At 55.4% G+C, this 26,456-nt stretch carries 21 protein-coding genes; 9 read left to right on the top strand and 12 right to left on the bottom strand.

Annotation, left to right across the window (positions count from 1 at the left end):
* The first annotated feature begins 36 nt into the window (after positions 1–36).
* Positions 37–1,326 carry a M48 family metallopeptidase gene (locus C772_RS12640; RefSeq protein ID WP_008300528.1) on the top strand — a complete coding sequence of 430 codons (1,290 nt, stop codon included), beginning with the start codon at positions 37–39 and terminating at the stop codon, positions 1,324–1,326.
* Between the two features lie 293 nt (positions 1,327–1,619).
* The gene (locus C772_RS12635) at positions 1,620–3,104 is read left to right on the top strand and encodes a peptide MFS transporter (protein WP_008300526.1); all 1,485 of its coding nucleotides are present in this window, start codon (positions 1,620–1,622) and stop codon (positions 3,102–3,104) included.
* A 249-nt stretch (positions 3,105–3,353) separates the two neighbouring features.
* On the opposite strand, the gene ypfJ is transcribed toward C772_RS12635, so the two are convergent.
* From ypfJ to C772_RS12620, 3 genes are all read right to left on the bottom strand, one after another.
* Positions 3,354–4,229, bottom strand: a complete 876-nt coding sequence (gene ypfJ / locus C772_RS12630) for a KPN_02809 family neutral zinc metallopeptidase (protein ID WP_008300524.1) — start codon at positions 4,227–4,229, stop codon at positions 3,354–3,356.
* Positions 4,230–4,375: 146 nt separating this feature from the next.
* Positions 4,376–5,224 (bottom strand): STAS domain-containing protein, encoded by an 849-nt coding sequence (locus tag C772_RS12625; protein ID WP_008300521.1) that lies wholly within the window; start codon positions 5,222–5,224, stop codon positions 4,376–4,378.
* A gap of 191 nt (positions 5,225–5,415) precedes the next feature.
* A complete protein-coding gene (locus C772_RS12620; protein ID WP_008300520.1) occupies positions 5,416–6,033 on the bottom strand; it encodes a hypothetical protein in 618 nt (205 codons plus the stop codon).
* 589 nt (positions 6,034–6,622) lie between these two features.
* Here C772_RS12620 and C772_RS12615 point away from each other — a divergent pair.
* Both C772_RS12615 and serA read left to right on the top strand, forming a co-directional pair.
* A complete protein-coding gene (locus C772_RS12615) occupies positions 6,623–7,783 on the top strand; it encodes a pyridoxal-phosphate-dependent aminotransferase family protein (RefSeq protein WP_008300518.1) in 1,161 nt (386 codons plus the stop codon).
* On the top strand, positions 7,783–9,399 hold the full coding sequence (gene serA / locus C772_RS12610; protein ID WP_008300516.1) for a phosphoglycerate dehydrogenase: 1,617 nt from the start codon (positions 7,783–7,785) through the stop codon (positions 9,397–9,399). Before C772_RS12615 ends, serA begins: the two co-directional genes overlap by 1 nt.
* Before the next feature lie 608 nt (positions 9,400–10,007).
* Here the strand turns inward: serA and C772_RS12600 are convergent.
* Positions 10,008–10,799 (bottom strand): HAD family hydrolase, encoded by a 792-nt coding sequence (locus tag C772_RS12600; protein WP_008300515.1) that lies wholly within the window; start codon positions 10,797–10,799, stop codon positions 10,008–10,010.
* Positions 10,800–11,103: 304 nt separating this feature from the next.
* Between C772_RS12600 and C772_RS12595 the strand changes: the two genes are divergently transcribed.
* The 3 genes from C772_RS12595 to C772_RS12585 all read left to right on the top strand — a co-directional run bounded on the left by C772_RS12595 (position 11,104) and on the right by C772_RS12585 (position 14,724).
* Positions 11,104–12,291 (top strand): glycerate kinase family protein, encoded by a 1,188-nt coding sequence (locus C772_RS12595; protein ID WP_035002402.1) that lies wholly within the window; start codon positions 11,104–11,106, stop codon positions 12,289–12,291.
* Positions 12,288–13,739: an SLC13 family permease gene (locus C772_RS12590; protein WP_008300511.1), complete on the top strand. Its 1,452-nt coding sequence runs from the start codon at positions 12,288–12,290 to the stop codon at positions 13,737–13,739. Before C772_RS12595 ends, C772_RS12590 begins: the two co-directional genes overlap by 4 nt.
* 205 nt (positions 13,740–13,944) lie before the next feature.
* On the top strand, positions 13,945–14,724 hold the full coding sequence (locus C772_RS12585) for a PAS domain-containing protein (protein ID WP_008300509.1): 780 nt from the start codon (positions 13,945–13,947) through the stop codon (positions 14,722–14,724).
* A gap of 63 nt (positions 14,725–14,787) precedes the next feature.
* Here the strand turns inward: C772_RS12585 and C772_RS12580 are convergent, their stop codons facing one another.
* On the bottom strand, positions 14,788–15,354 hold the full coding sequence (locus C772_RS12580) for an NADPH-dependent FMN reductase (RefSeq protein ID WP_008300507.1): 567 nt from the start codon (positions 15,352–15,354) through the stop codon (positions 14,788–14,790).
* 154 nt (positions 15,355–15,508) lie between these two features.
* Here C772_RS12580 and C772_RS12575 point away from each other — a divergent pair, with 154 nt between their 5' ends.
* Positions 15,509–16,129: an RraA family protein gene (locus tag C772_RS12575; RefSeq protein WP_008300506.1), complete on the top strand. Its 621-nt coding sequence runs from the start codon at positions 15,509–15,511 to the stop codon at positions 16,127–16,129.
* 92 nt (positions 16,130–16,221) lie between these two features.
* Here C772_RS12575 and C772_RS12570 read toward each other — a convergent pair whose 3' ends face one another.
* The 6 genes from C772_RS12570 to C772_RS12545 all read right to left on the bottom strand — a co-directional run bounded on the left by C772_RS12570 (position 16,222) and on the right by C772_RS12545 (position 23,277).
* On the bottom strand, positions 16,222–16,719 hold the full coding sequence (locus C772_RS12570) for an SRPBCC family protein (protein ID WP_008300504.1): 498 nt from the start codon (positions 16,717–16,719) through the stop codon (positions 16,222–16,224).
* A 101-nt stretch (positions 16,720–16,820) separates the two neighbouring features.
* Entirely contained in the window at positions 16,821–17,690 is an 870-nt protein-coding gene (locus tag C772_RS12565; protein WP_008300502.1) for a LysR family transcriptional regulator, read from the bottom strand.
* 11 nt (positions 17,691–17,701) lie between these two features.
* A complete protein-coding gene (locus C772_RS12560; RefSeq protein WP_008300500.1) occupies positions 17,702–18,625 on the bottom strand; it encodes an AEC family transporter in 924 nt (307 codons plus the stop codon).
* Positions 18,626–18,645: 20 nt separating this feature from the next.
* Positions 18,646–19,527, bottom strand: coding sequence for a LysR family transcriptional regulator (locus C772_RS12555; RefSeq protein ID WP_008300498.1), 882 nt, complete (start codon positions 19,525–19,527; stop codon positions 18,646–18,648).
* A 159-nt stretch (positions 19,528–19,686) separates the two neighbouring features.
* Positions 19,687–21,735, bottom strand: coding sequence for a CocE/NonD family hydrolase (locus C772_RS12550; RefSeq protein WP_008300496.1), 2,049 nt, complete (start codon positions 21,733–21,735; stop codon positions 19,687–19,689).
* A gap of 3 nt (positions 21,736–21,738) precedes the next feature.
* Positions 21,739–23,277: a BCCT family transporter gene (locus tag C772_RS12545; protein ID WP_008300494.1), complete on the bottom strand. Its 1,539-nt coding sequence runs from the start codon at positions 23,275–23,277 to the stop codon at positions 21,739–21,741.
* Positions 23,278–23,475: 198 nt separating this feature from the next.
* Here C772_RS12545 and C772_RS12540 point away from each other — a divergent pair, with 198 nt between their 5' ends.
* Positions 23,476–24,129: a TetR/AcrR family transcriptional regulator gene (locus tag C772_RS12540; protein WP_008300493.1), complete on the top strand. Its 654-nt coding sequence runs from the start codon at positions 23,476–23,478 to the stop codon at positions 24,127–24,129.
* Positions 24,130–24,186: 57 nt separating this feature from the next.
* Here C772_RS12540 and C772_RS12535 read toward each other — a convergent pair whose 3' ends face one another.
* Positions 24,187–26,235: a catalase gene (locus tag C772_RS12535; protein ID WP_008300491.1), complete on the bottom strand. Its 2,049-nt coding sequence runs from the start codon at positions 26,233–26,235 to the stop codon at positions 24,187–24,189.
* Between the last annotated feature and the right edge of the window lie 221 nt (positions 26,236–26,456).

The raw sequence follows: 26,456 nt of genomic DNA, 5'->3' as shown, positions 1-26,456 counted from the left end.
AGACTCATTCGCCAATTAATCAAAAGGGGAGCCAACATGAATCTGAATATGGTTACTTCACCGAGGGAAACGGTCTACTTTATCCTCTCGGTCATCGTCAGCGTTTTGATCTACCTGGCCGCCGCGGTGTCCATCATCGGCATTGGCATCGCGCTGGTCGTGTTCGCGTTCGTCCTGTTTACAAATTCGATCATGCTCGGTTCAGTCCGGGGCAACGGCGTCCGCCTGTCAGAACGGCAGTTTTCAGATGTGTATGGACGGGCAGCGGAACTGTCCGCCAAGATGGGGCTCCGCACCGTGCCGGACATCTTCCTTGTGCAGTCAGAAGGCGCGCTCAACGCCTTTGCGACACGTTTTTTCGGGAGGAATATGATCGTCCTGTACTCCGAGGTGTTTGATCTGGCACGCGAGCAGGGCGAGAAAGAACTTGATTTCATCATTGCCCATGAGCTGGCCCATATCCGCCGGCGGCATATCTGGAAAAACCTGCTCATCATGCCGGCGCGCTTTATCCCGTTCCTATCCCAGGCGTACAGCCGGTCCTGCGAGTATTCCTGCGACCGGGAAGCCGCCTTGGTCACCGGTGACGGCGTGGCGGCCAAGCGTGCACTCACTTTGCTCGGTGCCGGCAAGGGCGTCTACCGGGAAGTCCACGAGACCGTCTGGCTTGAGCAGATCCATTCTGAATCAAACGGGGCCGTCTGGCTGAGCGAAATCCTATCTTCGCATCCGAACTTGCCGAAACGTGTACAGGCGGTCGGCCATTTCATGCAGGTCGAGGGCACGCCCCACTACCGGCAGAACAACGGACGGATTGCGCTCTGGGCCTCAGGCCTGGCTGCGGCAGCGGCAGCGGCCTATGTCGGCATCATCGTTACCTTTGCCGGTGGCGGCCTGGTTTATGGCAATCTGATGCCGGCTGCTTTCTCCGAACAGGAGGCGTTTTACGAAGAGGTCGATCTGCCCCCCCTTTCTGATGCCGTCTCTGAGTACGATGATGACCGGCTCAGGAGCCTGATCGAGGACGGAGCGGATCTTGAAGATACCGACGAAGAAGGGACGACCGCGCTTCACTATGCCGCCTATGCAGGCAATGCTTCGGCAGCCGCCATCCTCATTGACGCGGGGGCCGACCCGAATGCCAGCGACATTCATGGCACTCCCCTCACCACCGCGGTTGATTTCGAGTATTATGACATCGCGCTTCTCCTTTATGAGGCCGGAGCCGATCCGTATGCCGAAAGCGTAGAAGGCATCAATGCCCTTGATTCCCTCGGAGTCACGACGCCCGGGGAGTTCGAACAGGAACTGAAAGGCAAGCGATGAACAGGACAGTCACACCCCGGAATCACGCCAAGTGCGTGCAACCGGGGTGTTTTATATCCCTTTGCCATCACCTGGGTTCGAAAACAGCAGAAAGAGGCAGGTAAGAATAGAAAACATGATCACTATTAATTGTTAAGAGAATGAATTCGTCCATGAATTTCTCTATTTCAGTATAACTATCGTATTCTGAATAACCCTTCTATTCTTGATTAATAACTGGAATAAATTATTTTTGACAATTGAAAATGCCGGGAGTAGTATAATATGGTCTACAATTAAGGAGGTAGCACAATATGTCGCGTCTATCGCACCGTGAAATAGTCGAGAGTGTCCCTCAAAAAGGGTTCTTCGGCCACCCGAAAGGGCTGTTCACTCTGTTCTTCACGGAATTTTGGGAACGCTTTTCTTACTATGGGATGCGGGCCATCCTTGTCTTCTATATGTACTACGAAGTGTCGGAGGGCGGCCTTGGCATGAGCGAACCGCTCGCCCTTTCGATCATGTCGATCTACGGCTCGCTCGTCTATATGTCCGGGATCATCGGCGGCTGGCTTGCCGACCGGGTCTTCGGCACATCGAAAGCCGTCTTCTACGGCGGGATCCTCATCATGTTCGGCCATATCGCCCTGGCCATTCCGGGCAGTGTCGCCCTGTTCTTCGTCTCGATGGTGCTGATCGTCATCGGTACGGGACTGCTTAAGCCGAACGTATCGAGCGCAGTGGGAGAGATTTATCCTAAAGATGACCACCGTCTGGATGCCGGGTTCTCCATCTTCTACATGGGAATCAACCTCGGCGGTTTCATTGCACCGCTGATCGTCGGTGAACTCATGAAAACGAGCTTCCATCTTGGTTTCGCTGCCGCTGCTGTCGGGATGTTCATCGGTCTTGTCACGTTCGTCATCACCAAGAAAAAGAACCTGGGCCTTGCCGGCACACAGGTTCCAAATCCGCTGTCACCCCAGGAAAAGAAAAACTGGACGAAATATACGGTCATCGGCCTGGTTGCCATCGCAGCGGTCCTGGCCGTAATGATTCCGCGGGGCTGGGTCACAATCGAAGGCGTCATCGCGCTTGTCGGTGTACTCGGGATCCTGATTCCGACCGTTTATTTCATCGTCATGTACCGCAGCCCGAAAACCACGCCAACGGAGCAGTCACGTCTGATTGCCTATATCCCGCTGTTCATCGCATCGGTCATGTTCTGGGCGATCGCCGAACAAGGCTCCACGATCCTTGCCCGATACGCGGACAAGCGGACCGACCTGAACGCGTTCGGATTTGAAATTTCGCCTGCCTGGTTCCAGTCGCTGAACCCGCTGTTCATCATCGTCCTTGCGCCGTTGTTCGCCTGGATGTGGACACGTCTCGGAGACCGGAACCCGTCGATTCCGCGGAAGTTCTCGTTCGGTCTTCTGTTTGCGGGCCTGTCGTTTCTCGTCATCCTGCTTCCGGGCATGCTCAGCGGAGAAGGCGCGCTGGTCAACCCGATGTGGCTTGTCCTGAGCTACTTCCTCGTTGTCCTCGGTGAGCTCTGCCTGTCGCCTGTCGGACTCGCGGCCACTACGCGCCTCGCGCCTGCGGCATTCTCCGCTCAGACAATGAGCCTCTGGTTCCTGTCGAACGCGGCGGCACAGGCGATCAACGCACAGATCGTCAAGCTCAACACGCCGGAAACCGAAAACCTGTACTTCGGGACCATCGGAGGACTGTCGATTGTCCTCGGGATCATCCTTTTCCTCGCGGCACCGAAGATCGTCAAGTTCATCAAAGAATAAGAACAAAAGCGCAGGCGCCCGTTCAGCAACGTACAAACTGGAGCCCTTCGCAATGAGATAAAGGAAACACGGCGAGGAACGAGCCGATGTTGACTGATCGCAGTGGAGAAGGGTGAAGTTTGCTAGTTGCTGGGCGCTGGAGCTGGCCGCGGACGCTATGTGAATAGCAGTATCCACAAAGTGACGTTTTATAATTTCCTAAGCAACACGCAAAAGACGCCCGCCATCATGGCCGGGCGTCTTTTGCTGTTATTTCAGAAGTGCGGAGAACGTATCGCCGTGCTCGAGGTCACCGTATTCAAATCCCCGGTTAAACCATTCCATCCGCTGCTCGGACGTTCCGTGGGTAAAGCTTTCCGGAACGACATATCCGCGGGACCGTCGCTGGATCGTATCATCCCCGATGGCGCTGGCCGCATTCATCGCTTCCTCGAAGTCGCCTTCCTCAAGATACCCTCTTTCCTGGGCATGCTTTGCCCAGACACCTGACAGGTAGTCGGCCTGAAGCTCCATGGCGACCGAATAGCGGTTGTACTCTTCCTCACTCACCTGCCGGCGGATCCGGTTCACTTCTTCGTTTACGCCGAGAAGCGTCTGGACATGGTGCCCGACTTCATGTGCGACAACATAGGCCATGGCAAAATCCCCCGGCGCATTAAACTGGTTTTTCAGTTCATTGTAAAAGCTCAGGTCGATATAGAGCTTGTGGTCGCCCGGACAATAAAACGGTCCGACTGCAGCACTGTTGAAGCCGCATGCTGACTGGACGCTTCCCGTATAAAGGACGAGTGTCGGCTCCTGATAGACCATGCCATTCTCCTCGAATATCTCGCCCCAGATCTCTTCTGTATCAGCAAGAACGACTCCGACGAAATCCGCCAGTTCCTCTTCCTCTGCCGTCTCCACATAGCCGGTGCCGCCTTGCTGCCCTCCCGAACCGGCCTGATCGGAGCCGCCTACGCCGAATAGCCCGTCGAGGCCGCCGCCAAACAGCAGGAACAGGATGATCCCGACAATTCCGAGCCCACCTCCGCCGATTGCGATCGGGCCACCGAAACCGCCCGCTCCGCCCCGTCCGCGGCGGTCCTCGATATTTGAACTTTGTCTCCTGCCTCTAGTCTTCATGCTGTTTCCTCCCCACACGATCGTGATGCAACCTGTATTGTTTGTCCTTTACCCAAAAACATTACGTTTCAGACGCAGGGAGGAGTTTCTGGGCATTGGCGCCAATGAGAAAAGGCCGCACGCCGGCGGCCTGTTATGTAATCGTGTTACCTTCCCTGTCCCCTTGTTTCCTCCAGCGCCTGCCTGAGCGAACCATAGGTAGAGATCATGCCGAAGTCGAGTCCGAGATGGATGGAAGTCTGCGCGATCTCCGGCCGGATACCGGTCACGGTGGAACGGATGCCGAGCAGTCCGAGGATTTGGGTTAGCTCATACATCTGCTGGGCAACCATCGTGTCGATGATCGTGACACCGGACAGGTCGATGAACAGGTGAGTGATATCCAGCTCCGAACACCGCTCCGGCACGACGGTTTTCAGGATCCGCGCCCGGTCGGTGTCGATATCGCCGATCAGCGGAAGGATGCCCCTCTCCCCGTCGATTTTGATCACAGGCGTACCCAGCTCCTGAATCAGCGACTGCTGTGCAATCAGCCGTTCTTCTGTTATTTCATGGTAGGTCACTGAGAACTCATGGAATAACTCATCAAACGCCTCATTCATTTCGCTTCCCCAGCGCAAGACATCCGCGCGCAGAACCTCATCATTATTCGCGCGGATAAAACGTTCGATAAATGACCAGTAGATGGTCCGGAACCTCATGACCGCATCGAACACTTCATGGATGGGCGTATTGCTCCGGATCCGGCTTTCCGCCACCAACTCGGCCCATTTCTTTTTCAATGCCTCAAAATGGCCTGACTGCCCGGACAGACGCGTTGCGATGGAACGGATCGTCAGCCGATTCTGTTTGCGGAGCATTCCGACCGCCTGATCATCGGCTGCGGATGAGTAGACCGAACCGATTTTTAAATCCCGTTTTGACAGCCATTCATCCGTCATCTTTTCCGCGTTTACCAGCAGATAGTCATACAGCTTCTCATTCACTGTCTTCATCAGAACACTTCCCCCTTCTCCGCTATACGTCTTATGTACCTATTCCACCAGTTTACCATTATTTGCTGATATTTCAGAGAATAAGGGTCGGTCCATCTGCGGTACCGAGAAGACAAAAATCCGGTATGCTCCCTGCATTGAAGCGTACCGGATGATATCAGCCTGATTTTCTGGATATACGGACCGTGTGATTATTGCCGTCCGGCCATCAGGTTGGCAAAATCGGATTTTACGGTGACTTTCAGATCCTGCACCCTCTTGCCCCGCTGGGCGGTAGGTTCCGCCGACAGCTCATCGCGGACAAGCTTTTCCAGCCGGTCCTGGACATTTCGGGCATGTTCGATCTCTTCCTGGACTTCAGCAGCCCCGAAGCGTTCGGTGACGGCTTCGTACCCTCCAAACAGCCGGTCCAGCGGCGTCTGGTCCAATTCCTGAACCACCGCGACGATGGCAATATGCTCGTCCTTCATGCGAAGCGTCATCGACCAGAAGAGATTGGCATCGGGCATCATATGAGGCGCATTCTCTTCCGTGCCGACCGAACCGCCGACCCCTACACTGAGCAGTGTCCCGACCGGTCCTGCGATGACCCCTGTAACTCCTCCGATGATGCCGCCGATGATCGACTCATCCGCTTCAGCTCCCGTATTAAAGGAGCGGCGCAGACTGATCATCCCCTGGTCTTTCTTGAAGATGCCGACTTGCGCAATCTGCGTCTCCCCATCTGCTTTCTGCATGTTTTCCAGCTTTGCCAGCGCGTCAAGCGCGGCCTGTTCCTCACTGAAATAACCCACAATGACATTTTCCAACGTGATGAACTCCTTTCGCCTGTAAAATCCTCTTATCTTTCTTGGTATTCCCGCTTCGCGCGGATTCAAGCCAACAGTTTTGACCTTCGGAGCAAAGCCGTTTAATCCGGGCCAGCCGGATAAACCTGTTCAAAAATGAACAAAAACACGAACATTAGACTGCAGAAATACTTAATTTCATGCTTTTCATGTTGAAAACCCTTTCAGAACTTTAAGCGATTGATTAATAAACATACAAAACACGAATGATGGGTTGACATCCATTTTTAGCGTGTTATGATAGTCACAACTTAAGAAATCGTCTAACAATTTCGAGGGAGACATGCGTCAGGGATATAGGGATTCCCAGAGAGCCGGTGGTTGGTGCAAACCGGCAATCCCCCCCGGGCGTTCCGCTCCTGATGTTGGCGGGCTGAACCGAGTATGCCCGTCCGGCCGTGGCCGTTATCCATGTCAATGAAGGCTGCCGGATCCCGGCGGCGAAAAAGGGTGGCACCGCGTGGCTAAAAGCCGTTCGCCCCTTGCAGAAACTGCAGGGGACGAATGGCTTTTTTCATTTCATTTTGATCTGGACGAGGAGGAAACAGACATGCTGAAAGACCAACAGTATCTACGTATTCCAGGACCGACACCGGTACCGCCGAGCGTACAGCGCGCCATGGCGCAGCCGATGGTCGGCCACCGCGCAAGCGAAACCGCCGAACTGATCCGGCGCATCCGCCCGGGACTCAAAAAGGTATTCGGAACTGAACAGGACGTCATGATTTTTGCGGGGAGCGGAACATCCGGCCTTGAAGCCGCAGTTGTCAATACGGTCGGCGAAGGCGATGAAGTCATCGTTGCCGTTACCGGGGCGTTCGGAAGGCGGTTCGTCAAGATCCTCGATGCTTACGGGGTGACCGTCCATGAGATTGAAACGGAATGGGGACAATCGGTCTCGCCGGAAGAGATCCGTGGAGCCCTCAGGAAGAACCCGGAAACCAAAGCGGTCTTCGCCACATTCTGCGAGACATCGACCGGCGTCCTGAACCCGGTCGCCGAACTGGCACAGGCGGTCCGCGATGAGTCGGATGCATTGTTTATCGTCGACGGTGTCTCCTGCATCGGTGGCGTCGAATCGAAAATGGATGAATGGGGCATCGACATTCTCGTCACCGGCTCCCAGAAAGCGATGATGCTCCCCGGCGGCCTCATGTTCGCCGCCTGCAGCGACCGCGCATGGAAGGTGATCGAGGAAAACACGCGCCGCGGATTTTACCTCGACTTCACGAAGTACCGCGACAACCTGAAAAAGGACTCGACGCCGTTCACGCCCGCCACTTCCCTCCTCTATGGCCTCGAGCAGGCGATCCGGCTGATCGAGGAAGAAGGATTCGGGGAAGTCATTTCCCGGCACGAACTGATGAAAGACATGACCCGCGCCGCGTTCAAGGCACTCGGCATCCCGCTTCTTGCCAATGACGAAGACGCCTCCCCGACCGTCACGGCGGTCCGGCCGGATGGCTTCGATGCCGCCAAGCTGCGCAAAGTGCTCAAGGAAGAGTTTAACCTGATTGTCGCCGGCGGCCAGGAACACCTGAAAGACGCCATCTTCCGGATCGGCCATATGGGCTACGCCTCTCCCGGTGATGTGCTCCAGACGCTCGCAATGATTGAAATCGGCATCCGTAAGGCCGGCCAGGAGATTGAACTCGGCAAAGGCGTTGCCGCCGCTCAGCAGATTTACCTAGGGAAAGGGGATCCTCAATAATGAATACAACGATCGAAAAAACCGCATTGAAAAACGCCGTCATCCTCATCAGCGACCCGCTCAGCGAAGAAGGGCTTCAGCCGCTCCGTGAAGCGGAAGGCGTCGAGCTCAAGATCCGGACCGGCATGACACCCGAGGAGCTTCTTGCTGCAGTGAAAGACGCGGATGCTCTCCTAGTCCGCAGCCAGACCCAGGTGACCCGCGAAGTGATCGAAGCGGCAGACAACCTGAAGATCATCGGGCGAGCAGGTGTCGGTGTCGACAATATCGACCTGGAAGCAGCGACCGAGCGCGGCATCATCGTCGTGAATGCGCCGGACGGCAACACCAACTCCGCCGCAGAGCACACGATCGCCATGATGACCGCCCTTGCACGCAACATCCCCCAGGCCTTTGTCTCGCTGAAGGAAGGAAAATGGGACCGGAAAAAGTTTGTCGGTGTCGAGCTGAAAGAAAAGACGCTCGGTATCGTCGGCCTCGGCCGCATCGGCGCGGAAGTCGCACGCCGGGCCAAGGGACAGCGCATGTCGGTCATCGCCTATGACCCGTTCCTGACCGAGGAACGCGCCAAGGAAATGGGCATTGCCGTCGGCACGCTTGATGAAGTCGTGGCTGCGGCCGACTTTATCACCGTCCATACGCCGCTCATGAAGGAAACCCGCCATCTCATCAATGCGGACCGTTTCGCCAAGATGAAAGACGGCGTGCGCATCATCAACTGCGCGCGGGGCGGCATCATCAACGAAGACGATCTTTATGATGCGATCGAATCAGGCAAGGTCGCCGGCGCCGCACTTGACGTTTTCGAAACCGAGCCGTTCGTCGGCCACCGGCTGCTCGACCTGCCGCAGGTCATCGCCACGCCACACCTCGGCGCGAGCACGATCGAGGCGCAGGAAAGCGTCGCAATCGATGTCGGCCGCGATGTTGTACGTTTCTTCGGCGGCAATCCTGTGCGCAACCCGGTCAACATGCCGTCCGTGTCGCGTGAAGTCCTGGCCAAGATCGGGCCGTTCTTCGATCTGGCCGAAGATCTCGGCGCCTTTATTTCCCATCTGGCCGACAAGCCGCTGACCGAGGTGAACATCCGCTATGCCGGTGACCTGGCCGAGTTCGATGTCCGGCCGCTCACGCGCAATGCGCTAAAAGGGATCCTGAAGCGCAATCTCGGCACGCATGTGAACGACGTCAATGCCAAGTTCCTCGCCGATTCGATCGGCATCGGGGTCTCCGAGCACAAGACGACCCAGTCGAAGGGCTTCCAGCACCTGATCACCGTAGAAGTGAAGGCCGGCGATGAGACCCACAGCGTGTCCGGCACCTTGCTGAACGGTCTTGGAGAGCGCATCGTCAAGGTCGATGACTATGTCGTCGACGTCGTCCCGGCCGGCCACCTGCTCCTCATCAAGCACAAGGACCAGCCGGGTGCGATCGGCCGCGTCGGCACACTCCTTGCGGAAGAAAACATCAACATCGCCACCATGCAGGTCGGCCGTTCCGCTGCAGGCGGAGACGCGATCATGATGATCACCGTCGACAATGAAGTGAAGCCTGAAGAAGTCAGCCGCCTCCTTGAGATTGAAGACATCCATGCAGTCCGGACGATTGACCTTTAATAGTAGGAAAAGAAGGCTCCCGCGCAGGCGGGAGCCTTCTATGTTTAGACAAATCTCTTCCGAAGTCATGTCTTTGGAAGAGATTTTTATATCGTATAGTTCTCTATTAATTCTTTTATAGTAAGTAAGCAGCTGATTTCCGTTACGGGTGGACGCTTTCCGCGGGGAAGGCATCAAGCCCCTTGCAGGGTCTCCCGCACTTCCATTTCCGCAGGAGTCGCCACCCTTCACTCCAATCAACAACTAAACAGAATGAGACGAAGAATCAAAAGTCTACAGCTTGAGACTTGCCGCCCAAGCGGAAGCACAATTGTTTAATAAGAAGGGGCTGTCCAAAAACCTGAATTCAGCCCGCCATATAGCAAACGGCACGGACGCCGGAAGACTCCTCGAAAATGCTTCGCATTTCCTTCGTGCGAGGCGGTTTCGAGGAGGTTTTTCTGTCCTGCGGGAAAAGCCGGGCTGTCGAGACCCGCTTCACGCGGGGCTCGGCGCCGGCCCGCGGTAAGCGACCACTTTTGCGACCAAAAGCGAAAGCGTTGGTCAGCAGAGTCCGTGCCGTTTGCTTATTCACATTAATACTTACTTTCCGGACAGCCCCTTGCTGTTCATCTGTTTGCATCACTGATCACTTCGGCCAGTTTGCCGAGGTGGTCGATTTCGTAGGTCGGCTTCACTTCCGGATGCGGTTCGGTGCCTTCGCGATTCAGCCAGACGGAGCGGATGCCGGCACGGTTGGCACCGAGGATATCGGTCATCAGGTTGTCGCCGACCATGAGCGCCTCTTCAGGCCGAGTGTCCGATTTCTCGAGAACATGACGGAAAATCGAGGCATCCGGTTTTCCGCGCCCGAAGTCGCCCGAGATGACGATAAGATCGAAGTACTGCGAGATTTCCGGCGTGATCGTCAGTTTCTCGTTCTGCAGGCTAGGCGCACCGTTTGTGAGGAGCACGAGCCGGTGGTCCTTTTTCAGGGCTTCCAGCACCTCGAACGATTCATCAAAGACAAACGGTGCTTTGCGGCGTTCTGAGATGAACTTCGCGACCAGCTCATTCGCCAGTTCGTAATCCTCCACGCCGACTTTCTTCAGCCCCTTTGTCCAGGCGTCCTTCTGGTAAGTGCGGATGATGTCGCGCATCCGCCTGAAATCATCGCCCTCATCCTCGAAAGAACCCCAAAGCCCCTCGAACGGATTGATGCCGATCATTTGGGTGAACTCATATGTATCGTACGAAGCGTAAAGCTCGCGTGCCGATTCGCGCACCTTTTCTTCCAGCTGTTTCGGATCGACTTTGGTCTTTTCCGCGGCAAATTCGCATGTTCGGTCGAATGCCGTCTGGATGCTTTTCTTGTCCCACAGAATGGTATCATCCAAGTCGAAAATAATTGTCCGGATCATGGGATCGGCCTCCTCTCAACTGTTCTCTATTATATCGGATTTCACGCACAACTGCCCGAAATGTTGGAATGTTCCGCCCCACCCCCCATCAGCTTCCGCAGATTGCAGTTCATGTGTCTGATCACTTGCACCTCTTCGGTCTATCAATTGTTGGGAAACCACAATTTATGAATCATTCCTTCCGGTCCCTTGGAACCATTTTTATCCTTCTCATCATTTCCTCATGATTCTCTCAGGAGATTTTCCCTTTCGGCGGATAAAGTGGCGATAACACATAAACGAACCGGGAGGAATCGAAATGAATATGAAAATAGTAATGGTGCCATCAGGTTTCAAAGAGTGCCTTCATGCAGAAGAAGTGGCAGAGGCGATGGCGAGAGGTGCACGGAGGCTCGGAGGCAAGATTCAGGTGGAAATGCTGCCGATGATCGACGGCGGCGAGGGGTTCGCGAAGGCGATTACCAAGCTGAAAGACGGAGAACTGCTTCAGTTGGAAGTTACCGGGCCTGTCGGGGAACCCTTGATGAGCCACTACGGACTCTTCATTGAACAGGGCATCAAGACCGCTGTGATCGAGATGGCCGCGGTGGCCGGACTTTCTCTCGTCCCCCGTGACATGAGGAATCCGCTGCGGACGACAACCTATGGAGTCGGGGAACTGATCCGCTCCGCCCTTGATGAAGGTGCGGAACGCATTCTGATCGGATGCGGGGATTCCGGCACGTCAGATGGCGGCGCAGGGATGGCCCAGGCGCTAGGCGTCCGTTTTCTCGATCACCGTGGATTGCCTGTGCCCGTCTGCGGAGGCGGAGATCTGTTGCAGGCGGAGCGGATTGATGTTTCCGGCATCGATCCGCGTCTCGGGACAGTCAAAATCGATGTCGCCTGCAATCACCGGAACATCCTTTGCGGCGGCCGCGGCGTCGCCCGCGTGTTCGGCCCGCAAAAGGGTGCGACACCCGAGCAGGTGGAGCAGCTGGCCGCGGCACTTGAGCACTATGGCGCACTGATCCGGGATGCAACCGGCAAAGACATCCGTTTCCAGCCGGGAAGCGGCGCATCCGGCGGACTCGGTGCAGGCCTTGCCGCCTTCACCGGCGCCCGGCTGCATTCCCGCTTTGACATCATCCGCGATTACATCAATATGGAGCAGGTCATCTCCGATGCGGACCTTGTCATCACGGCCGAAGGAAGCCTCGATTTCCAGACGCCTGACGGAAAGATTCCTGCAGAGGTCGCCCGGATCGCCAAACAGCATCACATCCCCGTCGTCGCCATCGCCGGCACGATCGGCAAAGGGGCAAACCTGAACTATGGTGCCGGGATCGATGCGTATATGAGCATTATCCAAAAACCCGCAACCTTGGAGAAATCGATCCGGAAAGCGCCGAAATGGATAGAAGACACGACGGAAAGCGTGCTCCGGCAGGTTTCCATCGGCCTGGCCATCGCGGAACGCAGCAGGACGGAACCAGGGACTGTTGCGCAATGACGACACGTGCGGAACTTCACCGCAGGCAAAGTCTGCGGGCAGTGCGGTTGCTGGACCAAGTCCCGAGGCCTGTACTTGCGGTTGCCGGGCTGCACCTTCTTTATGCCATGCTGATTGTGCCCGCAGGAAGCCTCGGGTACGATGCAAAAGTCTCCCTGTTTGCATTTCTGTCCGCCATGACTCTTTGGGCAGGAACCCGCCTCCCTGCCGGCTATGTCGCCCTCACACTCGTCCTGTTCATCATCCTGATGAAAGCGGGCGAACCGGAATTGCTTTACCAATCGATGGCCGAGCCTGTTGTCTGGCTCATGATCGGCGCCTTTGTCATCGGTGAAGCCTTTACCCGTTCGGGGCTTGCGGACCGGATGACACATGCGGCACTTCGCCGTTTCGGGAAAAAAGGGAGCCTGGTGAACGCGCTGACCGGCCTGCTGTTCGCCACTTCCTTTTTCATCCCGTCCACTTCCGGACGGGCGGCGCTGGCCAGGCCCGTACTCAACCGGCTCGGCAGCCGTTTTTCTGCACGGGAACGGCAGGTGCTTTCCGTTCTCGCGCCCGCTGTTATCCTGATGAGCACATCCGCGACACTTCTCGGAGCGGGTTCCCACCTGATCGGGATCGGGCTGCTCGAGACTGCGGCCGGCCAGTCGATTTCATTTGTCCGCTGGCTTATCTGGGGGGTTCCGTTCGCCGCGGCGGCGACATGGATCACTGTACTGGCCATCCGGCTGACGATGTGGCCGAAAGCGGAAACGAAGACAATCGTCCGGGAGGAAGACCCGGAAGCAGCCCCGATCCCGGAAACCATGAGCCCTCCGGAAAAAAGGACGCTGGTCCTCATTTCACTAATGCTGATCGGCTGGATGACGGACGGCCTTCATGGCTACGGGATTGCGTTCGTGACGATGGCAGGAGCCGCAGTGGCAATGGTACCCCGGTATGGAATCCTCACCTTTAAAGAGGGCATCCGGTCGGTATCCTGGAACCTGATTCTCTTTGTGGCTGCCGCAACGGCGCTTGGAACGGCCCTGATTGACACGGGAGTCGTCAAGGTGGCCGAAGAGAAGCTTTCCGGACTGCTTCTGGCTGCCGGGCAGGCCCCTGAGTGGCTGCTTGTCCTCGCGCTTGCCGCGGTTACGGTAACAAGCCATCTCTACATCACGTCGCATACGACCCGTGCCGTGGTGCTGGTGCCGACACTGATCCTGACCGCCCGCAGCATCGGTGCCGATCCTGCCGCGGCCGTGTTCCTGGGGCTTGTCGGGATGAATTATTGCCTGACGATGCCCGTCAGTTCCAAGGCTCTGCTCCTGTTTTATGAGGAAGGAGATCACTCCTTCAGCGCCAAAGACCTTGCAAAGCTCAGCAGCCTCCTTGCCCCGGCCTATATCGCACTCATGGTGCTGTTCTACTTCACCTACTGGAAGTGGACGGGGCTGGGATTGTAACAACCATGAAAAAAGCATGCGCCCGGAGTCCGGCTGCATGCTTTTTTATTGGCGGGTGGAGTGAACATACACTTTCCGGCTGCGAACATACACCAGACCGCCCCCAACACCTGGAATTTTCAAATCTTTCTGTGTTCTATTCCAAACTATGCTACGATGGGGATAGTCACAATGCCAGGTTCAGGAGGGATGCACCATCAAAAGAATGGATCCGGAGACACAGATCACACTCCTTGAAGCGATGCTGGACGGCAGCCGGACAGCCGCGCTATTCACCGATCCTTCACAGGAAGACCATCCGATCATCTATGCCAATCATACTTTTGAGAAGCTTACCGGGTATACACTTGAAGAAACCATCGGCCACAACTGCAGGTTCCTTCAGGGCGAAGAGACCGACCCGAAAGATGTGAAGAAAATGCGCGATGCAATCGCACAGGAATCCGCCGTCACCGTCACCTTGAAAAACTATAAAAAAGACGGCACTCCCTTCTGGAACCGCGTACATATCGAGCCGGTCCGTGCCGGCGGCCGTCTTTTCTTCATCGGCACCCAGACCGACGTCACTGTGGAAGTGAATCAGCGAAAACGGCTGGAAGAAAAGGAACGAGAGATTGAACGCCTTTCACTGCCGGTCCTGGAGATCGATGACGGAATCGCGGCCATTTCCCTGAACGGGGAGATGAGCGTCGAACGCTATCGCCGCCTGACGGTCAAACTGAGCGAATACGTTCAGGCGCATCATTCCCACTCGGTCATCATCGATATTTCGGGACTCTACTGGGATGAGGACACACCGGTGTTTGACCTGCTTCACATCCAGGATGTCCTGAGACTGATGGGTTGCCGGCTGCTCGTTACCGGCATCACTCCCAAGGCGGCACGTGACATTGCTGCCGAAGTGGCTACAGGCAGTTCGCTAACTGCCTTTACTTCATTTAAACAGGCGGTGGAAACAGCCAAGAGTGCCGGCGCTTTTCCCTGACCCATGCACATGAAAAGCCCCTTCCCGGCAGAACATTGTCTGCAGGAAGGGGCTTCTTATCAATTATTGGTTGACCGCTTGTTTTTCGCGGACTGTCTTGAGAGCGCCTGCCCATGCATTCACTTCGTCAAGCATTGCTGTGACGTTTGTGAGGTGCAGTTCAGCCGGCTTGAACTCGGAGAAGTTCTCGAAGTCCGTGAACAGGGAAAGTGTAGGGTGCGTGCGCACGTCTGCAACTTTCAGTTCGCCGAGGATGCCGCGGAGGTGTTCCGCTGCACGCGCGCCGCCTGTGGAACCGTAGCTGACGATTCCTGCCGCTTTGTCGTTCCATGCTTCGCGCGCGAAGTCGATTGCGTTCTTCAGAGCGCCGGAGATGCTGTGGTTATATTCCTGAACGACGAAGACGAAGCCATCGAGGCTTGCGAGCTTTTCGTTCCATTTCGCGATTCCCGGTTCCGAACCGTCGGTTGTGCCGAGGAACGGAAGCTGGTAGTCAGCGATGTCGACGATTTCGTAGTTGGCGTCACCGCGGCCGTCCGCGATGCCCTTGACCCATTGTCCGACCTGCGGGCTTACGCGGCCTTCGCGTGTCGAACCGAGGATAATACCGATGTTAAGCTTTTCTGCCATGTTGATTGGCCTCCTTGTTGTTGGTTACTTTACGTTACTTACTATACATCGGTTCTATCTCGAAATCAAGACTTTAAACTCATTATTTTTCTGCATGAATCATTCACTGTTTTTTGCTAGGATCATAACAGCCCAGTTGATGGAGGAGATAATCATGACAGACGAATTGATCACCCGTTTTGCAACCGTTCCGACGACGGCAGTTTCCGATGCGACCGGCGGCATGAACAATATGGACCCTGCTCTCAAGCCGCTCCGTGAGGAATACCGGATTGCCGGACGCGCCGTCACGGTGAAGCTTCCTGCAGGCGACAATCCCGCAATGCTCAGGGCGATGCGGACGGCAAGCCCCGGGGACGTGCTGGTCGTCGATGCAAAAGGTGACCTGACAAAGGCGGTGGCCGGGGATTTCGTTGTCGGCATGATGCAGACACTCGGCCTAGCGGGACTGGTCGTGGACGGAGCCATCCGCGATGTCCGCGATATCAAGGCACTCGGATTTCCCGTTTTTGTACGGGGAACGACCGTTGCGGCAAGCAGTAAAACGGGTGCCGGTGAAGTGAATGTTCCGGTTTCTTGCGGTGGAGTGACCGTGCGTCCCGGGGATCTTGTCATCGGTGACGCGGACGGTGTGACCGTCGTTCCGCGCGAGCAGGAACAGGAGGTTCTCCAGGGAGCCCTCTCCAAACTGGAAAAGGACGAAGAACGTGAACGGGAAGTCACGGGTGATATCGATGCGGTCCGGCGCTACCTGGACAAGGTGGCCAATAAATAAAGAAGCTGTGCGGCATTTGGTCCGCACAGCTTTTATTTTGCTCTGAATCCTTCTTTATATGCGACGAAAGGATTTAGGCGAAAAAGCATCGTTTATCCTTTATAAGGGTTTTCTCCGGTTTCCAATAATGCCTTCAATCCACGAAACATCAGATCCCAGCCTTGCTCTGTACTGTCATGGTATTCCTGCAGGGCCTTTTCGATTTCAGACTCTCCCCACCCTTTTTCATGGGGGACGGTAATGTTTTGCGTAAAGGTCATCTCCGTGCCGGCGGGAACATCATCAAGTCTGATGATCAATTCGTCGGCCGCATCGCTGAATTGCGGCATTTCGAACGTCATGACAATCCGGTTCGGACGGTCGAGTTCCAGGTACTTGCCGATTGCCCTGTAGTCTTTTCCCTCACGGCGGTCGACGATTTCCCAGCTTCCGCCGACTTCCGGCTGATTCACAGCAACCTGATTGGTGTTTTCCGCAGTGAACAGCCACTTACTGAAGATATCCGGCACCAGCCATGCCTCATAAACCTTCTCCGGCTGACTGGCAAACGTGCGGTTCATGATAAGGGGAATCATTGAACTGTCGGCCATTATATCCTCCTCCGGTCAATTGATTCATTTATTGTACAGCAATAGGATGCCCCGAGTCACCGGCCAGCAGACACACTGTGGACGAACCCTGAACTTTCATGTCATGGCCTTGATAAATTGTAGCTTTCGACGAACTCTACGAACTTCCTTACCGCCTTCAGATCCATCGACTTTTCCTGACAGAACATCCAAGAGCCCCGAGTGATCCGTTTCCCGTCCCGGTCTTTCAGCTCAGTCTTATGGATATCCTCCATGTTGCGGACCACAAGGCTCGTGACGATCGAGTAGCCAAGGCCGTTCCTGATCATTTCCCTGCAGCTTTCCGCCTTGTCCAGGACCATCGATATCCTCGGAACATCAATGAAGTTTTCGTCCCACCATTTCCTGATCATCCCATCCAGCTTGGCATCTTTTTGATAATCAATCCTCGGGGCGGCAGGCAATTCCGGAAGCGGGATCGGCTTTTCCGAAGCGATACAGAGCGTTTCTTCGAAGAGCAGATGTTTCCTTCCGCGCCACTGGTAATCACCCCTGATAAAGCTGACATGCACCTCATCGTTCCGGAGCCGTTCGTACATGTCCCTGCTCCATCCGGTCGTAATCTGGAAATCCACTTCCGGATACGTTTCCTTGAAGGCTCCGATGACATCGAAAATCATGAAGCTCGTCAGGAAATTGGACACGGCGATTTTAATTGTTCCCCTGACTTCTTCCTCCATGTTCCACAGCGTGTCCTTCATCACCTCAACCTCTTTCAGGATGGCTCTTGCACTTTGGGCAAGGTACTCCCCTTCCGGAGTAAAGTGAATTCCCTTTTTGCCCCGGTAGACGATCCGCACGTCAAAATCGGCTTCCATCTGCTTGAGCCGTTTGGTGATCGTCGACTGGGACAGCTGCATGTTTTCTGCGGCCTTCGTGATCGTCAGATGCCTGGACAGCTGGTCAAGAATTTTCCAATCCTGATTGTTCATCGCTTCTCCTCTCAAAAGATCAGTTTGGACACGTAGACGGCCAGTGTGACGGTCAGGGCGCTGAGCGCCGTCGTTACAAGGACAATCTGCCCGCCCATTTCGGGATAATTATTGTATTCCAGAGCGAATTGGGCGCTGTTCCTGGAGGACGGGAATGAGCTGGCGATAAAGAGAGCCTGTGCCACAATGCCGTCCAAACCCAGCAGAAAGATGATGCAAAGCGATACGGCCGGGCCCATCAATAGCCTGCCGATACAGCTGGCAATGATCACTTTATTGATCTTCCCGATTTTGATGAAGGCGACCTGCGCGCCCAGGGCCAGGAGTGCAATCGCAAGAAACGCATCCGCTGACCGTTCAACCGGCTCCATGATAAAGAACGGCAGCCTGATATCCAGGCTTTTCAGCACCAGTCCGAGAAGCAATGCATACAGCACCGGCATCTTCAGGAATTCGCGGATCGCCTTTGTCCCGCCGTGCCGGGCAGACAGCGAATTGTAAAGCCCATATGTATAGGTGATGAGGTTCTGGATGATCATCACGATCACCTGCACCGCGACTCCGACCGGCTGGGCCTGGAAAACCAGCTGGCTTACAGGAACACCATAATTGCCGGAGTTCATCAAAACCACGCTGTTCTTGAACGTCGCGTCCATGCCCCTGTTCAGTTTCAGAAGCCGTGACAGGCCTGAGGAAATTCCGGCCATGACTGCCGCAGCAAGCAGCTGGACAATGACGATGATAAAGAACATATCCCCTGTCATCTGGCTGTCATAGACATTGATGAACGCCACGACCGGGAGAAAATAGTAGGTCAGCAGCTTTGACAGTGTCGAGAGATTCAAGTTGAATATCCTGTGCATCATGGCACCCGCCCCGATCAGGACAAAGACGGGTGCGATGACTTTCAGGAGAATGGTGGATAAAATCTCCATGCGGAAAACCCCAGTTCATTCTAGTATCCTTGCTTCTGCTGATCCTCATGCTCTGTTTTCATGAAGTTGATGAACGCGCCGACCAATCTGATTTCCCGGAACTCCTCCGGATAATACAAATAAATGCCGGAGGAAATCGGCAGGCCGTCCCGGCCGGTAATTTCATGCCGGTACAGCCGGTCGCTGTCACCGATGATCATCTCCGGCAAAATGGCGTAGCCGACACCGCTCTTCACCAATTCCTTGGCTGTATCGGCTTTATCGACATGAAAGCCCGTTTTGGGAGGCCTGCAGAAATTCTCCTCCCACCACTGCTCCGCCAGTTTCTCGGAATGATGCTCCGTCTGGTATTCGATTCTTGTTAGATCCGGCAGCTCGTCTTTTCGAATCTCTCTTTTTGAGACGGCAACTAGCGGGTCATTCATCAGACGTTCTGCCTGATGCACCCAGTTGAAGTCGCCGTTCACGATCCCGACATGCACCTGCCTGTTATTCACCATTCCGATGATTTCTCTGCTCCACCCGGCATGCACCTGATAATCAATCTGCGGATACTGCCGGCGCAACCGGTTCAGCAGATGCGGCAGGTGATTCCTTGAAAAATGGTTGGACACCCCGATTTTCAGCGTGCCGGCCACCTCTGTTTTCATCCGCATGACGTTTTTCCGGATCTGGGCAAAGCGGTCAAGCATCCGGTCTGCCTGCCCGGCCAGATACTCTCCCTGCGGAGTGAAGCTGACGCCCCTCCTGCCGCGCCGGACAATCTCGGTGCCGAACGTCTCTTCAATCTGCCTGAGCCGCTTGGTCAGGTAAGGCTGTGAGAGATAAAGCTCTTCTGCTGCCCTTGTTATATTGCGATGGGCAAACAGCGTCTTCAGAATCTGCCAATCCCGCTCTTCCATTCCGCTCCCTCCCGGTCCTTCTAGCTTTTTCATTATAATCTTTGCAGTGACATAATCAAAATGCGCTTTATTCATTGATCAACATGAAAATGAGGAATACCTCAACGAAAAACGCCCGACCCGGCAGGCTGCCGGATCGGGCGAACATGATGAAATGATTTAGGTGAAGTCCCTTGGAATCTCCGCTTCCCATGTTTTGTCGAATACTTCCTGATCGCCTTCGTAGGCGGTCAGGCGGTTCGTCAGGTAATAGTTTTTCTCGTCCGCGGTCATGACGCTCTTCGTGACCAGATGGGTCTGCCAGTCTCCCCGGCCGACGTCCAGCGTCCAGTCGCATTCGACTTTGGCGCTGAGCGGCTCCCCGCCTCTGACGGTATAGACGTTGCGGTTCGTGCTGCCGTATTCCAGGCCGTTGACATGCAGGCGGCGGGCACCTTCATCGGAGAAGTCATCGAGCGTCCAGACATCCGTCACGACATCATGTTTGATTTCGCGCGTCCGACCGGCCTCCCGCAGGATGTCTTTCGTCAGGACCGGAGCGGTTTCGGCTGGAGCGAATGGCTTCAGCTCCGCATCAATTTCCTTTTCCCCGCGAATCGGCAAGGATAGGTATGTGTTCTCGGAAGGATAGACGGTGAGTGTCGCTTCTTCCGGCGATGGCCATGCATGCGGCCAGTAGTTCGGCGAGATGGCGAGCTGCCACTGGTGCCCCTTGGCAAGCGTGTAGCCGATGACATCCATCTTCACGTCAACCGTGTACGTCTTGCCCGGCTCGAGCGGTTCAGGGAATTCATCGCTGTCACGATGGGACAGGTTCAGCATCCCCCATGTCACCCGTGTGGAAGAACCATCCGGCGCGACATCGTTCAACCGGACCGCAATCAATGCATGCGGTTTATCCGAAGACAGTTCCACGCTGAAGGTCGGGTGACCCAGAATCGATGTCTCTTCCTCTACCGGTTCCGATTCGAAGACGACGGCATAGCCGTTCTCGTTCCGCTGGTCGGCCGGCAGATCTCCAGGCTGGCCGAACGGACAGTAGACTCCCGCGTGCAGCCCGTGCTGCTGGACACTTCCGACCTTGATGGCATCGCCGCCCGCAGGCTTTGCTGCGAGCTTGTTTTCACCCAGGAAAAAGCGCTGGTCCTTGATCGCAGCAGGCGGCCATTGTTTTTCTGCGACCCATTGTCCGGGACGGTAGTCATAGCTGGTCTGCGGCGGCACGCTGTCCTGAAGGTAAGCCCTGAGCATCGGCTCTTCCATGATGCCGGTATCCTCCCCCTTCAGCCACTGATTCCACCAGCGGAGACACTCCTGGAGGAAGCCGATCTGAGGACCGGGCACCGCCATCTCAGGATACTCATGCGCCCATGGCCCGATGAGGCCTTTGCGCGGGACATCCAGGTTTTCCAGCATTCTCGGGATGGCATTCGGGTAGCCATCCGCCCAGCCGCCGACCGCAAATACCGGGATCTCGATCGCCCGGTAGTCCTCATTTACGGAACCGTGTTTCCAGTAGGCGTCACGGCGCTGGTGACGGACCCATTCCTCGACGTACGGCGGCGTGTTCTCCATGCGGTTCAGCCACATCTCCCGCCATGCGTCTCCGACCACTTCCGGATCGGCAGGACGGGCGTTGTAGGCAAACATCGTCGAGGCCCACCAGAGCATGTCCGACGCCAGCATGGCGCCGCCTTTGTAATGGACATCATCCGCATAGCGGTCGTCGGTCGAGCAGATCGTGATGATCGTCTTTAGCTGTTTGGGACGGCGCGCGGCGACCTGCAGCCCGTTAAAGCCTCCCCACGACTTGCCGATCATGCCGACACTTCCGGTGGACCACGGCTGCTGTTCAATCCATTCCAGGATTTCCAGCGCGTCATCCTGCTCCTGCTTCAGATATTCGTCATACAGGATGCCGTCAGAATCCCCGGTGCCCCGAATATCGACCCGGATGCTTGCATAGCCATGTCCGGCAAAATAAGGGTGCCGCAGCGAGTCACGCAGTGCCGTGAACTCGTTTTTCCTGTAAGGCAGGTATTCGAGAATGGCCGGAACCGGATTTTCCTCAGCATCTTCCGGAAGCCAGATTTTGGCGGACAGCTTTGTCCCGTCCGACATCGGAATCCAAATATTGTTCAGTTCTTTTATTTTATGGGGAAATGAATCCCGAACAGATCGGTTTGTTTCTCGTACGTTAAATACCAACGGTTATTCCTCCTTGGAAGCCTGAGTGATTACAAACCCTGATTTTTTGGGGAAGTCCTTCTTGAGCCATCTGATCAACGAAACAATCAGCAGAAGGTAGAACAGGAAGATCGGAATCGACACCACGACTGCTGATGTCTGGACAACCCTCAGACCGCCGACGAGGAGCAATGAAATTCCCATTACCGCAAGCACGCCTCCCCAGATCATCCGGTGCCAGCGGGCCGGTTCCTGTCCCGGACGCATCTCTTTTGTCGCAATGGCGGCAAGAACATACGTCGCCGAGTCCAGTGAAGTCGACAGGAAAATGACGGCCAGGACAATGAAGAACGGCAGAACGATGGCGCTCAGCGGCAGTGAACTCAGAATCTCGACAACCGCAGCATCGCCGCCCTTTTCCGCCAGGATTCCGGACAGGTCCAGCTTGCCGGTCAATTCGGCATTCATCGAGTAGCCGCCAAAGACCATAAAGTAGATCCAGGCGCCGACCGACCCCCAGAGAAGCATGTGCATGATCAATTGGCGGATGGTCCGGCCCCTTGAGATCCGTGCCACAAACAGCCCCATGAACGGTGCCGTAGCCGCGAACCAGGCCCAATAAAAGACCGTCCACGCTTGAGGGAACCCGCCCTGCCCGATCGGGTCCGTATAAAAGCTCATCATGGCGAAATTCTGGATCATCATGCCGAAGCTGTTTGTGAAGTAGGTCAGGATAAACAGCGTAGGGCCCGCAAGCAGCACGAAGACCGCAAGTGCCAAAGCGAGATAGACGTTCAGGTCGCTCAGGCGGCGGATCCCTTTATGTAGGCCGAGATAGGCACTTGCCGAGTAAACGACCGTGATCAGGACAACCAGGACGGCATCCAGCATCAGTGACGGCTCCAGTCCGAACACACGGGCAACGACCTGCGAGACCATCGGCACACCAAGGCCGAGCGTCGTGCCCAGTCCGCCGATCAGGCTCCAGATCACGAGAATATCGATCACCTTGCCCAGCCAGCCGTCCGCGTATTTTCCGAGCGCGCCGCGCAGCGCGACGCTCATCTTCAGGGAAGGCTGCTTCCTGATGAAATAGGAATAGGCAATGACAACTGTCGGGAATGCGTACAAGGACCATGCGGAAATCCCCCAGTGGAACAGCGCGTAGGTCAGCGACCACTCGGCCGCCGCCTGGCTGCCGGGTTCATTTCCGAACGGGGGTCCGGAGTAGTAGTAGAGCGGCTCCACCATGGACCAATACATGATACTTGTCCCCATCCCCGCCGTGAACAGCATCGTGCCCCAGCTGAACGTCGAGAACTCCGGCTTTCCGTCACCGAGCCGAATCTTGCCAAAACGGCTGAACGCCAGCCAGATCAATAATACAAACAGGCCGATGGTGAGAAACTGCCAGGCCCAATCCATTTTAAATGTGATTCCGGTCATGATCTGATCCAGTACCGGTTCAGCGCTTTCCCGGAAGATTACCAGGGACACCGTGGCCAATAGGACAACAATAATCGCAAACCAGAAGATAAAGGAATCTATCCGTGCATTCTGCACCCAATCACCTCTCAAATGTTTTTATGTCATCCAATTGCCGTTGCGCATGCAAATTCACGCTTGCAATCAGAAAGAATTACAATCATGATGGATATTGTAATCATGATTATTTTTGTGACATTGATTATGCTAACATATGATAAAGTAGTTTGCAAAAGCGTTTTCATTTTTATCTGAACACGGAGGTGCCGGTCCGGTATGACAAACAAGCAATTGCAGAAGAGCCGGATGTGGAAGTATTTCATTGAAGCGACAGTGGAAATCATCCATGAGGAAGGGATCGACAAAGTGACAATCCGCAAGGTTGCGGACCGCGCCGGCTACAATAGTGCCACGCTCTATAACTATTTCAGTGAACTGTCCCATCTGAAGTTTTTTGCAGCGATGCGGCTGCTTGGCGGCTATATCGAAGAAGTAACCTCTCTGATGGAAGACGGGGAAACACCGCTCGACAGGTATTTGATCGCCTGGGAATGTTTTATCCGCCATTCGTTCCGATCACCCAAACTTTTCAATGCGGTATTTATCATGGACCTCGGGGACCAGCCCGGGAAACTGATGCAGCGCTATTATGAAGTTTACCCGGCTGAACTGGTCAATGTTCCTGACGAACTCCAGCCTACCCTGTTTGAACGGAGTGTGATGAAGCGGGGGAAATCTATGCTTCAGATGGCCGCCGAGGAAGGACAGATCCCGCCCGAACAGATGAATCCGGTCAATGAGAAGACCAACCTGATCTGGCAGGGCATGATGACAAGCATCCTTAATCACCGGCTGGATTATGATATCGGAAAAGCTGAAGAAAACACGATGACCTATATTCGTGAAGTCATCGAAGGCGTCCGATTGTAACCCCGCACCAAAACGCCCGACCCGGCAAAAGCCGGATCGGGCTTGTTTGTCTTTCTATCAGGTGCGGTCCCAGAAGCGCTTCATCGCAAGTGCTTCGATGTACTGGTCCGCAAATTCCGGATTGTTTTCCGCCATGACGACGCCGTCCAGGTTGTTGGCTTCCGTGCTCATGGCCGCATACTCGGCGGCACCTGCCCCGACGGCGATCGGCTTCATGAACATGTAGTGCATCTTGAAGAAGTCCATCGCTCCCTGGTCGAATTTGAGCTGGTTCATCTTCGCCTTGCCGCCAACCAGGTAGACCGAATCATACAGCGTCGGGTGGACGGTCAGGAAACTGTTGGTCGGTGTAAGCTCCATACCGTTGTTTCCTTTGACCGGAGCCAGCGTCTCGGAGATGATATCAAGCACCGCTCCGACGCCTTTCAGCGCTGCCAGCATCTTGTCGACTTCCTTCTCGTCGAATCCGTCTCCGATGACGACCGCGACCCTGGAAGTCATCGCGGAGTGCGGGGTGTTCAGCTGGCTCAGGGACGGGTAGCTTTTTTCGTAGTCGACATGCTGTGTCTTCGGCGGCATCACGCCGACGTTCTGTGCAAGCATCGTGGCCATCTCGGTGTCGACGTTCGCGAACATCTCCACCGTCTTCTGACGGATCTCCTTGTTCTTCACACCGCCGACGTGGAAGCTGAACGATTCGATCAGGTCCTGCTTCTCCGGCATCGACAGGCTGTTCCAGAACATGCGCGGCTGCGAGTAGTAGTCCTGGAACGAATCGCTCGGGTGCTCCCTTGTTACCTCGCCTTCCACCTTCTCCGGATAATGCTCATACCCCTCAGGTGCGGGGGTTTCGTGTGGCGTGTTTTCCGCCTGCATGTTGTTGTGGAAGTGGACATTGTCCTGCTCGATCGGGTACTTCAGATAGCTGTCGCGCAGGTTGTGGTTCACGTCGGAGATTGGCCGGTTGATCGGCAGTTCCTCGTAGTTCGCGGAATGGTGGCGATGGAGCTCCGTATCACGGTAGGCGAACGAACGGCCCTGCAGCACCGGGTCATTCGTGAACTCGATGCCCGGTACGAGGTTCGCCGGGTTAAACGCAGACTGTTCGGTCTCTGCGAAGAAGTTGTCCTGGAGACGGTTCAGCACCATCTTGCCGATGACTTTCGGCGGCACTTCTTCCTGCGGCCACAGCTTGGTGTCGTCGAGGATGTCAAAGTCGAACTTGAATTCATCTTCCTCGTCGATCAGCTGGACGCACAGGTCATATTCCGGATATGCCCCGCTCTCGATTGCTTCGATGATGTCCCGGCGGTGGAAGTCCGGGTCGACGCCGCCGATGATATTCCCTTCATCCAGCGTAATCGAATGGACACCGAGCTTCGGCTTCCAGATAAACCGGACGAACGTGGACTTGCCTTTTTCGTTAACGAAGCGGAACGTGTTGACCGGATAACCTTCCATCATTCGCCAGCTGCGCGGGCGGCCGCGCATCGACATGAGCCACATGACCATATGCGCCGATTCCGGGTTGCTTGTGACATAGTCCCAGAAGTTATCGTGGGCCGTCGTCGCCTGCGGCATATGCTGCCTCGGCTCCGGTTTTGCCGCATGCGTCACGTCCATGAACTTCATCGCGTCGGCCAGGATGAACACCGGGAACTGGAGCGCCAGCATGTCATAGTTGCCTTCCTCGGTATAGAATTTCGTGGCGAATCCGCGGATGTCGACTGCAGTGTCCTTCGAGCCCCTGTTCCCCTGGAAGTTGGAGAAGCGGACGAAAACCGGTGTTTTCGTACCTGGTTCAAGGAATTTCGCCATCGTGTAGTCCTTCATTGACTCTGTGGCGATGAATTCCCCATGGACACCGTAGCCCCGTGCGTGGACGACTTTCTCGGGGATCCGTTCACGGTTGAAGTGTGACTGCTTTTTGTAGAAGTGGAAATCCTGCATGAGGAGCGGACCGCGCTTGCCCGCGCGAAGTGTTTTCTGGTCATTGGCGACTTTGTTGCCGTTGATGTCGGTCATCGGCTTTCCCGTGTTCTCACGGCGGAACTGTTCCAGCTGCTCATGTTTCTTGTTTGTCGTGCCTTCGTGTTTGTGATCCATGCTTCCACCCTTTTCCTCATGATTTTGCAAGGCTCTCCGTACGGTTGGATCCTCCTTTGCTTGAACCCGAAAACGTTGCTAGACTTCCGGATCAGGCAACTGAAGTCACCCCTTTCGCCTTTATCCGTACACTTCTTCCCCCGGGCCTCTTCTATCAAACCCGTAATAGGGGAATATTGGTAGATTTTTGAGGTGGTGTGATTTTCCTGATACCGCAAAAA

Origin of the sequence: Bhargavaea cecembensis DSE10 (assembly GCF_000348905.1) — a bacterium.
In the GTDB taxonomy this organism is placed as follows: Bacteria; Bacillota; Bacilli; order Bacillales_A; family Planococcaceae; genus Bhargavaea; species Bhargavaea cecembensis.
Note: the sequence above shows the minus strand (reverse complement) of the source record. Positions and strands in the feature narration are given on the sequence as shown.

Excerpts from the sequence above, each read along its gene's own strand:
- C772_RS12640 (WP_008300528.1), top strand. The coding sequence starts at position 37 with ATGAATCTGAATATGGTTACTTCACCGAGGGAAACGGTCTACTTTATC.
- C772_RS12635 (WP_008300526.1), top strand. The coding sequence starts at position 1,620 with ATGTCGCGTCTATCGCACCGTGAAATAGTCGAGAGTGTCCCTCAAAAA.
- ypfJ (WP_008300524.1), bottom strand. The coding sequence starts at position 4,229 with ATGAAGACTAGAGGCAGGAGACAAAGTTCAAATATCGAGGACCGCCGC.
- C772_RS12625 (WP_008300521.1), bottom strand. The coding sequence starts at position 5,224 with ATGAAGACAGTGAATGAGAAGCTGTATGACTATCTGCTGGTAAACGCG.
- C772_RS12615 (WP_008300518.1), top strand. The coding sequence starts at position 6,623 with ATGCTGAAAGACCAACAGTATCTACGTATTCCAGGACCGACACCGGTA.
- serA (WP_008300516.1), top strand. The coding sequence starts at position 7,783 with ATGAATACAACGATCGAAAAAACCGCATTGAAAAACGCCGTCATCCTC.
- C772_RS12600 (WP_008300515.1), bottom strand. The coding sequence starts at position 10,799 with ATGATCCGGACAATTATTTTCGACTTGGATGATACCATTCTGTGGGAC.
- C772_RS12595 (WP_035002402.1), top strand. The coding sequence starts at position 11,104 with ATGAAAATAGTAATGGTGCCATCAGGTTTCAAAGAGTGCCTTCATGCA.
- C772_RS12590 (WP_008300511.1), top strand. The coding sequence starts at position 12,288 with ATGACGACACGTGCGGAACTTCACCGCAGGCAAAGTCTGCGGGCAGTG.
- C772_RS12585 (WP_008300509.1), top strand. The coding sequence starts at position 13,945 with ATGGATCCGGAGACACAGATCACACTCCTTGAAGCGATGCTGGACGGC.
- C772_RS12580 (WP_008300507.1), bottom strand. The coding sequence starts at position 15,354 with ATGGCAGAAAAGCTTAACATCGGTATTATCCTCGGTTCGACACGCGAA.
- C772_RS12575 (WP_008300506.1), top strand. The coding sequence starts at position 15,509 with ATGACAGACGAATTGATCACCCGTTTTGCAACCGTTCCGACGACGGCA.
- C772_RS12570 (WP_008300504.1), bottom strand. The coding sequence starts at position 16,719 with ATGGCCGACAGTTCAATGATTCCCCTTATCATGAACCGCACGTTTGCC.
- C772_RS12565 (WP_008300502.1), bottom strand. The coding sequence starts at position 17,690 with ATGAACAATCAGGATTGGAAAATTCTTGACCAGCTGTCCAGGCATCTG.
- C772_RS12560 (WP_008300500.1), bottom strand. The coding sequence starts at position 18,625 with ATGGAGATTTTATCCACCATTCTCCTGAAAGTCATCGCACCCGTCTTT.
- C772_RS12555 (WP_008300498.1), bottom strand. The coding sequence starts at position 19,527 with ATGGAAGAGCGGGATTGGCAGATTCTGAAGACGCTGTTTGCCCATCGC.
- C772_RS12540 (WP_008300493.1), top strand. The coding sequence starts at position 23,476 with ATGACAAACAAGCAATTGCAGAAGAGCCGGATGTGGAAGTATTTCATT.
- C772_RS12535 (WP_008300491.1), bottom strand. The coding sequence starts at position 26,235 with ATGGATCACAAACACGAAGGCACGACAAACAAGAAACATGAGCAGCTG.